The organism is Bifidobacterium sp. ESL0822 (genome assembly GCF_052606675.1).
Genome location: NZ_CP199596.1, coordinates 573,896 through 587,463 on the forward strand (window position 1 = coordinate 573,896; position 13,568 = coordinate 587,463).

Here is a 13,568-nt window from a genome sequence, read left to right on the forward strand (position 1 = left end):
GTCAAGAGAGAGCCATGACATCTATAAATTCATCATCCAAGGCCATACAGAAAACAGACTTTCCGGGAGAACACGCACGAGCAAAGAATACAAAAACATGGGTTGGAATAGTGAAGCAGCTCGTTGTCCTCGCTTTGGCTATTCTCATGCTTTATCCAATACTATGGATGGTCGCCAGTTCGCTCAGAGCTCCATCAGAGATCTTCGCGAATTCCGGACTCGTTGTGCGTAAGCCCGTATGGAGTAATTACAGTGAAGGGTGGAACGCCTTAACTTACCCCTTCAGCCGTTATTTTATGAATTCATTCTTGATTGTTGCTTGCGCAATATTAGGCAATATTTTTACTTGCTCCATGGCAGCATACGCTTTTGCGAGGTTGAAATTCCGTTTCCGAGGTCTTCTCTTTGGCTTTATGCTGCTCATGCTGATGGTCCCAGTACATGTGATAATAATTCCGCAATATATACTTTGGAACAGCCTGCATTTGGTCAATACTTTTGTTCCTTTAATTCTTCCAAAATTCCTTGCTACAGATGGTTTCTTCACATTTCTTATGTATCAGTTCATCCGTGGGTTACCCCGCGATTTGGATGAGGCTGCTAAAATCGATGGGGCAGGGCATATACGTATTTTCTTTCAAGTATTGCTGCCTTTGATGAAACCGGCTATTGGGACGACAGCCGTATTCACCTTCATCTGGACTTGGAATGATTTTTTTAGCCAGCTAATATATTTGACCAAACCAGAAATGTACACTGTTCCCATCGCTCTGCGTACTTTCATAGACGCACAATCTCAATCCTCATTCGGGCCTATGTTCGCAATGAGCGTGGCTTCAATCGTACCTCTGTTGATTGTTTTCACACTAGGTCAACGCTACTTAGTAGAAGGCATAGCCACAACTGGCGGTAAATGACAAGCAATTGGAGATAAATACAACATTTTCCTATAGGAAGTTAATTCTAGTCAAAACAACGAAGGAGCAATTATGCGAAAAACCGGCAAATGGCATCGTATTTTACCCATTGCTTACCTGGCAGTGGCAATGTGCCTTACAGGATGCGGATCGAGTGTATCCGATTCTGCGGCTGAGAAAACAGCTATCGTCACTCCAGCGAAAGGAAAGGTCTCTCTTACCATTGATTGGTGGGGAGCCGACAGTCGGGTAAAAGTAACAGAGCAAGCAATTCAAGCATTTGAAAGCAAACATCCGAATATAACAGTCGAAACACAATACTCAGATTGGTCTGGCTACTGGGATAAACTTGCAACTAACTCCGCAGGTGGGAATGCACCGGATGTAATGCAAATGGATGAGCTCTATCTTGCATCATATGCTTCCCAAGGTTCGCTATTTGATATGGATCGTGTCTCGAATTATCTGAATCTCAATCACATGGATTCTTCCTTAAGAGGCATGGGCAAGGTAAATGGAAAGCAATATGCTGCTCCGATCTCATCCACGCCGCTTGGCATAGTCGTTAATATGGATGTCCTAAGTAAGCTTGGGCTAAATCTGCCTGATACAAAGCAGTGGACCTGGGATGACCTAATCAGCTTCGCAAAAGAAGTAACTACTAAATCCAATGGACAAATTACAGGAATAGCTCCACTAAATAACGGCATGGGATTACAGATTTGGGCGAGGCAAAACAATGAACAACTCTTCAATGAAAATAAGGTATCTATCTCAGAAAAGACTCTGTCTTCATTCCTAAAAATGTCCTACGACTGGACGCATGGGAAAAATCCGATATCCGGGACGGCAGATCATCTTTCAGAGCAGGCTTCCGGGACAACAGACCAATCTGATCTTGCGACCAATAAAGCCGCAATGGGCTTTACCCAGGCAACACAAATCACTGTCTATTCGAAAGCGGCTGGAACCGATAACATGAAACTCGTTCCTATACCTCAAATGAAGGCGAACGAGAAGGCTTCATATCTCAAACCTGGAATGTACTGGACTATTTCAGCCAAATCAAAACATCCTGCCGAGGCAGCGATGTTGGTTGATTTCCTTATCAATAACAAAACCGCTGGTAAAATACTTGGTACAGAAAGGGGAATTCCAAGTAACAACGATATTCGTAAAGAACTCGCCGGAACTTCAACTGGTGTTCAAAGACAAACACTTGATTTCCCCACACTGATAGCAAAGACCATCGGCAAATCTCCGGCAGTTACTCCTAATGGAGCCTCTGACCTCGATAAAATAATTGCCCGCTATTCGCAAGATGTCGCTTTCGGCAAAAGAAGTGCTGATGATGCTGCAAAATCCATGAAAAAAGAGATACAAGATAACATAAATTCAGCTCAATAGATTATTCCCTGCAGGGTGTGGCTGGTTCTGCATACTCAAGGAGATGCTGAATCAGCCACACCCAGGTATCAAGGCAGAACTCATGATTAGAGTGAAATACAATGAAGCTTTTCGATTCAATTTATAATCCACCTGAACGCGCGCCTGATCAAGACGAAGCCTGTGATATTAGTAGTCAATCAGCACCAAGAAGGGTTAAAGATGTTGTAGTTCATCACACTTCACAACTTATTGAACTTAACATCCTCCTGATCGTAACTTCTTTACCAATCCTGACTTTGCCTATTGCATGGTTTGCAGCCACCAACATTTGCCTATCATTATTAGAAGGCAAAATAGTTTATGTCTGGCATGACTTCTGGCATTATATTCGGAATATCTGGAAACCGGCCTTACAAATGGGAATCGCAAACATCTTCATGTTTGTGCTCGCTGGGATTGGCATAGCCTTCTATTACAAAGGTGGAGACATGCTGGGTAAATCTCTTTCTTGCGTGTGTGTAATCATTTGCATTGCATTGCTGTTGCAATCAATTTACCTACCGACTATGAATAACTTAACTGGGCTGACAATGAAACAGAAGTGGGTTAATGCAGCGCTCCTTGTCCCTGTTCAACTCAAATGGACATTAGCGACCGCATCATTCGACATGTGCATCGTTTTCATTGGCGTGGGTTTACTCCCATATAGCTTCTTCATTATTCCGCTGATTGGAGTTTCTTTACTGGTATTAGTCAACGCGGAATGTGCCAGTCATGGGTTGACCACTTATGTTGTTAAGCAAAGAGGAAGATAAGGAAACTGAATGGTACTCTTACATTCACACGTACAAATTCTTGGTCGAATAACTAGCAAGGCTGTCCAGTTAGCAATAAATGATCTACAAAGGGACCTGAAAAAGGTTATCTCTGATTCAGATGTGTCCGACTTTTCACTAATGCTTGAGAAAGACTCGAATCTGCCTAGACAGACTTTCTCTATTAAAGCGGAAAGAAACGGATTAAGTATGTGTGCCCCGGATGAATTAGGCTTCGTATATGGAATTTATCATATAAGCCGCGAGCTACTTGGAATACCAGACTTCTGGTTTTGGATGGATTGGAAAGCGAAGCAACATAACTATGTTGAATTACCTGATAATTATCAATATACTTCCGGTCCTTTCCTGGTAAAAAATCGCGGTTGGTTTATTAATGATGAAGTTTTGCTCATGGAATGGAGCATCGAAAACGATAGGTTGCAGCCATGGCGTATGGTATTTGAAACCTTGCTTCGATGCAATGGCAATATGGTAATACCGGGTACAGGTTCAGATGTCAATAAGCATATACCACTGGCAAGGGAACGTGGACTTGTAATCGCTCAGCACCACAGTGAACCTCTGGGTGCTCCAATGTTCTCAAGCGTATATCCACACGAAGCTCCATCATGGTCAATCAACAAAGATAAATTTATTTCACTATGGAGGGCTAGTGTTGCTTCTAACAAGAACAGCAAGACCATTTGGAATCTTGGATTCAGAGGGCAAGGCGACAGACCATTCTGGCTGGACGATCCAGCTTCTTCAACCGATCAAGCCAGAGGGAAACTGATAAGTGAAATTATCAAGATACAACGCGAGATCGTTATCCAAGCAAATCCACATGCAACAATGTGTACATATCTGTACGGTGAGGTCATCGATTTATATGCAAAAGGACTAATCAACATACCAAGAGATGTAATAAAAGTCTGGTCCGATAATGGCTATGGGCGAATGGTTGCTCGCCGCCAGAACAATACAGATACACGTATAGATTCAATGCCACGATCTGATGACACCGGTAAACAAGGAATTTATTACCATGTTTCATTCTTTGATCTTCAAGCGGCAAACCATATTACTACCTTGCCCAACAATCCTTGTGACGTGGTCAAAGAATTAACCCATGTCCTTGGCCACAAGGCCACTGATTATTGGATCATTAACGCTTCAAACATCAAACCACATACCTACTACCTCGATTTGATTGCAGATCTTTGGAGGAAAGGAATTTCGGAAAAACCTGACGCGTTTGTTAAACATCATGATGAGCGATATTCCTCTACATACTACGGAAAGGACAACAGGCAAGCGGTAGAAGAATCAATCCAAGCCTATTTCCATTATGCTGTCTCTTTCGGACCGCATTGGGATAATCACGCAGGTGAACAATTCTGGAACTATATTCCTCGGGTGCTCATCAGCCAATTCATGCATGACTCAAACAGTAGATCAACTGAATTAGATTGGATGTGGAAATCCGCCTCCTTGAAAGAACAGGTGACATCATATAAAGACCTATGTAAAAAAGGTGCGGCTCAGTATGAAACCCTAGTCACATTCCAGAACAAAAGGGCCTTGAAAATGGATAAAACCACCCGCAGATTGTTCGAAGATACCTTATTGCTTCAGTCACAGGTATACGCCCACTGCTCACGTGGCGCTCTTCTCACATGTAATTCACTGGCACAAGGGTTTAAAGGCATGTGGCAAAAAGCCTTCTATAGTGCCGGTTTAGCTCGTCGCGAGTATATAAGAGCAAGAGAAGTCTTGAATAAAAGCGAACATGGAGTTTGGACGAACTATTTTAAAAATGAATGTCTAACTGATATAGCACAAACTGCTAATGTACTGAGTGGCTTTATGTCCTATGTGCGGAATGAAGGCGAGGGGCCATATTTCTATCAATGGCAACGAGATTTTACCTATTCAAAAAACGAGCAAAAAGTGTTGGTATTACTAATTAATCATAATCATCTCACCGACGACCAATTATTTAGAGCAATGCTAACTCGCTGGGAGGAATGAAGCGACTTTTTTGCTTTTTTTAAAAATGCGCTAGGGTACAACGACTATTCAGTCCAAGGGGTTTAACCGCCTCAATGATTTGATTGTCTACAGAGCCTTCTATACGGTTTATAAGTGTATCTACGACTCGGCGAGAAACAAACTCAGGCCTCGGTGATACATTTGCAACCGGAAATTGGAATGATTTTGCAACTGGATCATCGAAAACACCTATAAGAGAGACATCTATTCCTATTCGAAGATGCTCTTGTTCAAGAATCCTGTGTAAGGGTTCGAAATCTTGCGGAGATCTTGAAACTACCGCCAAACGATCTCTGCAGTTCATTAGGATTTCTTTTTTAGAAACCGAAATGCCTCTCCATCCTGATGACCCTATTCGTATAATGGCAACATCTATACCAAGCTGACGTGCTCTCATCACCCCACATCGATAAAAAAGAACAAAAGACTTAAATTTATCTTCTCGCCCTTCCGAATCAGGTTTAATAAAAACTATATGTCTATGCCCTGAAGATGCGAGCGTATCGACGATAAGTTTTGCAGCAGCCTCATAATCAAAATAAATTGTATCCAGCCCAAAACTTCTATTAGGATGTCCAAAAATAACAGAAGGAATCTCTAATTTTGAAGCCACCTCAATTCGCGGATCATTCTTCTCAACATCCATGATGATGAAACCGTCGCATGAAGAACGCCCAGACAACCTCGTTAAGGCTGCCGGTCCTTCTGACGTTGCAGATAAAATGATATCAAAGTTACGCTTACGCGATTCCTCAGCAATAGTCGCGAGATAGGGCGGAATAATGGTTCCATCCGAATCTGCCGTTATAGTTTCAAGTACGGCAATGAGTTGTGTTTTAGACGTCCGAAGTACTCTTGCTGCTGTATTAGGTTGGTAATTCAGCTTTTTCATTGCTGACATTATTTTGTCTTTTGTAGCTTTAGAAACTGGACGTGACCCATTCATAACATAGGAGACCGTACTTTGAGCGACACCTGCCAAAGCTGCAACATCTTTACTAGTCGGGTGTTTCCGATGCGACGTAAGCGAATTAGCCGATTCCAATTCTCCCAATGTCAAGTGATCCTCCAAGAAGACACCCTCACCAATAATCAATATCTTTACAACTCTATCCACTCGCATAGACTGTGACGAGCCTAAAAATCCCGATTAGATTTCACCAATTTCTAAAACTAAATCTCTACTTATAGAGCTAATCACAGTATCTAGTCTTTTCACATCATCTATTCTAATTAACGTGAATAAAAAATGATAGCCGGGATATCTTCATTATAAAAATCAGGTATGAATTGACAGCGCTCGGTCGCTTTATAAGATCAGGTTTATTTCTAACAACTTTGTAACTAGCTCAACTATATCGAAACCAGTAGTCCAGGGAACTAATAAACCATGGTAGATTGACTGACTCAGCTGTTAAAGGAATTATAGCCCATTAGCCGAAAGAAAGTTCGCACTTTAATTGCAATCACAGATCACTTCAAAGCTGTTTGGCAACACTATTCAAAGACCTACGTTTGGCAGCTCTTAACAGGCTGTTAATTGTGCCTCCAAACGTCCTAATGCAGAGAAGAAAATAGAAACTCTTTCCCAGTGTTAGCGCAACTGCATATTGTCAAATACACTTGACGTAAAGTTTGCCTTACATTTTAGTAATGTCCATCCAGGTCGACCGATTCTAATTTGAGTTCAACAAAGGAGAAACCCATGAAGAATAAGAAGATCAGTAAAGAAACTGTCGATGTGCAACCCATATCGTTTGGCACTGTTCGTTCGGTTCCCGTTCGATGCCAGCGCTCACAACCGCTTTGGTTCCAGGCCTGGCGATCAGCATAGTTCCGGGAATCCTTCTGGCTGGCTTCATGCCACAGCCCGTGCCATGGATGATCAAGGCTCTAGCTTTGTCCCATATCCGTGAGCTTTTGGTGGGTAATTTTGGTGGATCCCGATACCTTGCCTGGATCAAATCTATATGCAGAAGAGAACATAGAGAGCCACTGGTACGGAAGGGCCGCGCAACTTTCATACCGCATTTTCATCGGGTTGGTGTCGGCCGGTTGCCGGCTGGCCAGTTTGATGGGAGCCGATCAATGGGCTCTCATGCTGGTGTGTGTTCTCATAGGGATGCTCTTGATCCTTGCACTGTCGTATGCATTTGTGAGGTTCGCCCATCATGGATAACCGCCGGGCAAAATGCGAAAGGAGCGTGGCTGGTCTCAGGAGCAACTATCAAAAAAGCTGGGAGTAAGTCGTCAAACAGTAATTTCGATCGAAAAAAGGCCATTTCGACCCTTTACTTCCACTGGCCTTCCACCTAGCTGATGTATTCGATTCAACCATAAAGGACATATTTCAACCCTGAAATTAACACAGCGCCTGTAACCGCGATTACATTCGGTAACATCATGCAATATAAACCAGAATGAGTTATAGGAGTAGCAATACGCAATCCGCGGATTCAATTATTCTACTGTTTAAATTATAAACATGCCGTTCAAAGCTCAAATAGAATTCATCCAAGCTGATGAGTTCTATACTCTTGCAGCTATGGCTGCGCTACAAGTACGTGTCGTTTTCACATACTCGCTAATGTCAGCAGCGTGGGCTAAGACAAACCGCAGGATGTTTATTTCTGCCCCTGCCTTGATATCAAAAGCGGCATTCTCGTCGTGTAGAAAGTAAATGAGAAGGAGCTCAATGTCTTCCACTTCTACCTGCTAAGAGGTCAAAAGCTCAGATACACATTCCTTTGAAGGCAAGCAGGCCACTGGCAGTAGTGATGGCGTCATTCATCTGTTTTCTCATTATTTTGATAACGAATATTATACAATATAACTACTGTTGAACCGTGCTTTGAGTTATTTTGGTATATAACCCTGAATAGGCGTTGATTCAACTGTAATCGGAAGCTAAATCAGTATTGATCAGCAATCGTATCTAAAGATTTAGAGTCTCTCCAAATTGGTACAGCCAGCAACTTAAGTGACTAAGTCACAAAAAATGATTTTGATGACATACTCTATTGATTTCGGCCATAACAAGCGTACTTAATCGCACTACATTACTGTATATTATTCGTATATAGGTTATAATTATTTAAATAAGCTTGATTTATTGATAATATCTAAAATGCATGGATTTCATCGGCAGAACGCAGATTTGTCAATTCATATTCCACTATCTATAGCTGTTTAGACTGCTTATTTAATAACGCATGTCTGTTCCAGGATGACCTGCATGCGCGGGGGTCGAATAGAACACAAGGTGAGCCTGCAGAAGTTAGTTAATGCTCGGCACATTCAAGTCACCGCAGGCTGTGTCTTTAGCATTCTTATACTATCAAAATATACATGACTTTCTTCAATACTCGACTTCCTTTAGGCATCCTGCATGAGTCAATGCATAAAAACCAGTGGGTTGGATATATTTCAGTTTTATTAATAATTTTAAGGCTTACAATCACTGAACTAAGGAACTTGCGTAAAGTAAGGATTCAAATCAAAATAAAGTTGTTTTTATTGCTTTTCTCATAATTAAATACGATTCTAGTTAATCAAGTATAGTATTTATCTGCTTGTCTGCTAAACTTAAGAAGCGCTTAAAAAGATAGTTAAGTATAATCATGCTGACCATTTCGAAACGTTCCTGCCAATCCGCAGGCCTATGAAGAAGTTCTCCATAAAGTATAAAAGCTATAGCATTTTCAGCTATCACTTTATAATCTATGAGGGTTTGCAATCTAAGTTTTTGCTCACTGCTTTTCATGTCCTTAGGCATCCACTTTTCCCGTGCCTGTTCAAACATGACTTGATCAACAGTGGGCCCCACTTCTCCACCATTGTTTATCAATACTGGATTATCTAATACGAGCCAGAAATCATCGTCCAACAAATCCGAATCATCTCCTGCTGGCGTGATTGGCGTGATTGAATCTTTCACTATGTCCAATAGCATATTCATAAGAGCACTAGCCCATTTTGTGTTATCTGATAAGTCTTCTTCTTGGGGCCAATCACGCAGCTGTGATCTCATTAGACCCACTACAATCATTTGTCCATTAAGTGCATGCAGCCAGTTTGTGAGTTGAGGTTGCACACTACTACTAGCTTCGATTGCATTAATTAAAGCAACAGAGTTAGACTTAAATGTATCTACTAAATAAGTGGACTCCTCTTTTTCCTCATTAATATTGGAAATCCAAGCATCATATGATGTGTTTACTTTATCGCGACTTTCTTGCAAGTCTTTTGCAAGATCCCTACGGGATTCACGCTTATTAAATTTATAAGCTACCCAAGAGATGATAACAGATGCTGTCGCCGTCACAATAGAAGCTGTATTATTAATATCATTCAGCACTGACTCAAAAATACTCATCACTAACCCTTCTCTATGAAGAATAGTAGCCCCTCTCTCTGAAGAATATTTGCATAGTGTATCTGTCTTATATTCACCGATTCGTTTATTATTTTTTGCTATTTGAAAAAAGCTTGAAATCTCTCCATAAGTCACAGAATTAACTGGCTGAAAGTAGTACACCCAGATATTGATATTAACAATGTAACGCATAATGTCGAATTTTCTCAAAGAAACGATATTTATGTATGCAATTGCGACCAGGCTTGTTAAAGCCTTAATATTCTAACATAATCAGGAAGCTCAATAGTGTTTAGGGGGGGGGGTCTTGTTCAATTGAGTCACGAGGACCAGGGCGAATAGGGCCAGGCATTGCCCCTTTTGCCATACGCCGACGCGCAAACACGGGCACAACATAGCGCTGTGTGCTCCCATCTTGCTCGATGATGCCTACCGAGCGCCGCGCCGACTGGTTGCGTGCCTCGCAAACTCAAGGATTCCCTAGACCGGCTGTGACAAGGAGCACCCGGATGTAGAGAGGGCCTATAGAAGCTCCAAGGTCTGGCGTAAATAGTCGGTAGCTGATGCCGGAGCATAAGGCCGCGCAACGCGCTTAACGGGGGGTCATCACACTCTCATGGCCGACGGCACCTACGTAGCCCATGGCTGGTGCTCGATTATCGTGACTGACGGACAGAAGTGGCTGGTATCGATGACAGTGGTTCCACAGTGAGAACATCGCGGCCTACACCGTTATCTTCAGCCGTATCCCAGGGCCGGATGTGCTCATCACTTGCGGTTGCGCAGTTTGGGGAAAGTCTGCGCTGCCGTCTGGTATCCAACGCTGGCTGGTGCACGTGTAAAGCGACACTTAAACGGCCCTGATTCTCAGGCCAGGGCAGCAGTACTGCAGTGAATTGAAGAAACTGATCGACCGGCTCACCCAGGGTCGATGACGTCGAGGGGCTACACGGTAGGGCGAGAGCCTCAACGCCAAACAAGAGCAATCGAAGGCATTCATAAACAAACACACTATCACCAGTAAAGACCCAGCCGATCCCGAGGCCGCAAGCGGGTCCTAGTGGTAGACCACCAGAAACTACGTCGCTGTTACCGCAGACTTGAAAACAACTTCCGTAACGGCCAGCCTTTTTCCCTTTCTGAAACCCGAGCTCACCCAAGACGAGCCGGTCAAACCTACCCTGCTCCAGAACCACTGCCTGTCTCCGAAACACGCGAGACGCGCACGCGAATACCGAACTATATGAAGGACCCACGTCACAACCCCGCCACCCTAAGCAAGGGTGAACACCACCAATTACCACCGGTATATAAGGACAAAAGAACAGATAGGAAACAGGCAAGCCCGAAGCTGCGGCGTAGCCACCGACTGGAACATGTTCCACGCTACAAACAGATACCCGACACCACAGCATCACAAACTCACAACCAGTCACATACACTGAATCTGAAACGGCACGTTTAATCCTGATTAGAGAAAATACCGCCATAGAATGCGTTCCACCCTGAAAGGCAGCACAGGCAGTACCGACTTCTAACTTAAGTGACTCTAAATCATGCCGGTGCCGAACGAGAATCCTCATGCCTTGAATTTTGGAACGTAGACGACCCTGAATGCGGTGGCATAAAGGGACAGGAGAGGTTCATAATGACCCTTTCTCAGACACTCGTAAGTAATCCTGGACACACACGTGATTCTCCTGACTTCCATCAGCTCGACCAGCTCTTAGGTTCGCAAAAGCCCAGCGGCAAGAATCAAAATCCTGCCGACTTCTCAAACCAATCCGCCACAGGCAACCGGATACCACCATCTGGAGGCAGCTCCATGCAAAAGATGAGATGCTAGGTTAAACTTGAATGTAGAAAGCTATTCAGAGGGACTGCCCCATATGCCAAGGTGGTCCAGTGAAAGAGGACCTCGACTTGCGTTTGTGATGAGACAGTTGCCTATGCGGTCGGTATAGACCGTCGAAATTGGTGAGCTTCGTTTCTAATCCGCCACCCTACTGTGTAGCGGCCAGAGCATGAGGTTCCCAGTTATTTGCGGCGACTGTCCCCGCAGGGGAATCCTCAGGCCAAAACTACCGTCACTCACATTCGCACCATCCACTGCAATTATTCCAACATAAAGTCGATGGCCCGAAGTTGCGCGATGACGGTCTGACCGCCCGACCAGTCACAGCCGACGATTCCCCTGATGATGAACCAAACCGCATCACCATCAGAAGGAAACCCATGTCGAACCCTAGTATCATCACCATCACCGACCTCGGCTTCGCCTATCCGAGCAGCCCATCCGCCATTTTCGAGCATCTGTCCGCGACCTTGGATCGGGGCTGGACCGCCCTGCTTGGCGATAACGGCTGCAGTAAAACCACCTTGGCTCTGCTCCTGTGCGGACGCCTATCGCCGACCCAGGGAAGTATCAGCCCAAAACCCAACAGCTTGGTCTGCGAATACTGCCCCCAGGACATCGCCGAGCAACCGCATAACCTGGACGATTTTGCCAACGACTGGTCACAGCGGGCCGTTGCCATCAGGCGGACCCTGGGCATAGCAGACGATTGGGTCTACCGGTATCCGACCCTCTCCGGCGGTGAGGCGAAGCGCCTGCAAGTGGCCTGCTCCCTCAGCCGGGAACCTGACCTGCTGATCCTGGATGAACCGACCAACCATGTGGATGAAGTGACCAGGACTCGTATCGGCCAGGCCATGGACAGCTTCGCAGGCATCGGTCTATTAATCTCTCACGACCGGGCCCTGATCGACGCCAGCTGCCCTAGGTCGTTGGTTTTCCGCAAACGTCACACGCAGGCCGGCAATGTGCTGACGCTGACCCAGTTCAAGGGCAGGCTGGCGCAGATCGAGGAGCAGGAGAAGGCTGAAGACCGTCACGCCCAGGAGGAATTGGATGGCAACCACAGGGAATTGGACAGGCTTATGCGGTACAAGGCTGCCCGCTTCCAGAAACTCCAGCATGTGGATGCCCTGAGACAGCAGGGAGGCCGGATCGACCCACACGACCACGACGCCCGGAACATTCACAAACTGGCCAAACCCGGGGCCTCGGGAACAGCAGCTGCCCACGGCTATCGGCAAGCTGACGCGCGCATCGCCGCGACCAGCAGAAAGAACGCCGACCTACAGACTGCCGCTAAACGCTATGACGGGAACATGAGCCTGCAGGCCGAAGCCAGCCACAAACGTGAATTGGTCCGGGTTGATGGCGGCGACCTACGTGACTGGATGGAAAGACATGGCGTCGAAGACTTCCACCTGTATCTGCGCGGGATTGCAGCTACAGACAGTGGAGCAGACAGCCAGCATGGGCCAGCCCTAGAGACCATCAGCATCGGGCCGAAAGACCACATCGGCATCAGTGGTCCGAATGGACGAGGCAAATCCACATTGCTCGAGCTGCTGGTCGCCGGTCTGCCCGCGGATCTACCGCGCCTGATCCTGCCTCAGATCATTGGCTCGGCACGAATACACAAGGCCTTGGAGGACGCGGTCGCGCTGCCGGGGACTCAGAAAAAGAAACTGATGACGGCATACGCCCAGCTAAACGCTGACCCAGAAGATCTTCTGGCCGGTCACGAACTCTCTGCGGGCGAGGGCCGCAAACTATTGCTGTGCCTGGGATTCTTGAAACATCCCCAGCTACTGATTCTGGATGAACCGACCAATCATCTGGGCCTTCGCTCCCAGGCAGCTCTGGCCGAGGTGCTGGCTCCCTACCAGGGAGCCCTGGTGATCGTCTCCCACGATGAAGGCCTCCTGGAGGCTGTAAGTTCGATTCGCTGGGAGGTCGAATGATCGCGGGACATCCGGCAGCCTGATATTAGTGTGCGTGTTAAGGGACGCAAGTCAGTGATGTACCAGTCGCCATGCGACCTCCATATGAACATGTCGCCCCAATCCGCCACAGTGCAGTGCAGCTAAAAGAGCGAAGAAACGAGAAGAACCAGTGATATGTCGAATATGTGCCCGGAGCCGGGAATACAGATAATAAAAAAT

At 45.5% G+C, this 13,568-nt stretch carries 8 protein-coding genes; 6 read left to right on the forward strand and 2 right to left on the reverse strand.

The window, feature by feature from the left end:
• Positions 1–14 precede the first annotated feature (14 nt).
• From ACUIAF_RS02375 to ACUIAF_RS02390, 4 genes are all read left to right on the forward strand, one after another.
• Positions 15–917, forward strand: coding sequence for a carbohydrate ABC transporter permease (locus ACUIAF_RS02375; RefSeq protein ID WP_445338920.1), 903 nt, complete (start codon positions 15–17; stop codon positions 915–917).
• A 72-nt stretch (positions 918–989) separates the two neighbouring features.
• The gene (locus ACUIAF_RS02380; protein WP_445338921.1) at positions 990–2,324 is read left to right on the forward strand and encodes an ABC transporter substrate-binding protein; all 1,335 of its coding nucleotides are present in this window, start codon (positions 990–992) and stop codon (positions 2,322–2,324) included.
• Between the two features lie 101 nt (positions 2,325–2,425).
• Positions 2,426–3,121 carry a hypothetical protein gene (locus tag ACUIAF_RS02385; RefSeq protein ID WP_445338922.1) on the forward strand — a complete coding sequence of 232 codons (696 nt, stop codon included), beginning with the start codon at positions 2,426–2,428 and terminating at the stop codon, positions 3,119–3,121.
• A gap of 9 nt (positions 3,122–3,130) precedes the next feature.
• Positions 3,131–5,155, forward strand: a complete 2,025-nt coding sequence (locus ACUIAF_RS02390; protein WP_445338923.1) for a glycosyl hydrolase 115 family protein — start codon at positions 3,131–3,133, stop codon at positions 5,153–5,155.
• Positions 5,156–5,174: 19 nt separating this feature from the next.
• Here the strand turns inward: ACUIAF_RS02390 and ACUIAF_RS02395 are convergent, their stop codons facing one another.
• Entirely contained in the window at positions 5,175–6,293 is a 1,119-nt protein-coding gene (locus tag ACUIAF_RS02395) for a LacI family DNA-binding transcriptional regulator (protein ID WP_445338924.1), read from the reverse strand.
• 1,074 nt (positions 6,294–7,367) lie between these two features.
• Between ACUIAF_RS02395 and ACUIAF_RS02400 the strand changes: the two genes are divergently transcribed.
• Positions 7,368–7,496: a helix-turn-helix transcriptional regulator gene (locus ACUIAF_RS02400; protein WP_445338925.1), complete on the forward strand. Its 129-nt coding sequence runs from the start codon at positions 7,368–7,370 to the stop codon at positions 7,494–7,496.
• A gap of 1,227 nt (positions 7,497–8,723) precedes the next feature.
• Here ACUIAF_RS02400 and ACUIAF_RS02405 read toward each other — a convergent pair.
• Positions 8,724–9,743, reverse strand: a complete 1,020-nt coding sequence (locus tag ACUIAF_RS02405) for a hypothetical protein (RefSeq protein WP_445338926.1) — start codon at positions 9,741–9,743, stop codon at positions 8,724–8,726.
• 2,043 nt (positions 9,744–11,786) lie between these two features.
• Between ACUIAF_RS02405 and ACUIAF_RS02410 the strand changes: the two genes are divergently transcribed.
• The gene (locus ACUIAF_RS02410; protein ID WP_445338927.1) at positions 11,787–13,367 is read left to right on the forward strand and encodes an ATP-binding cassette domain-containing protein; all 1,581 of its coding nucleotides are present in this window, start codon (positions 11,787–11,789) and stop codon (positions 13,365–13,367) included.
• The last annotated feature ends 201 nt before the right edge of the window (positions 13,368–13,568 follow it).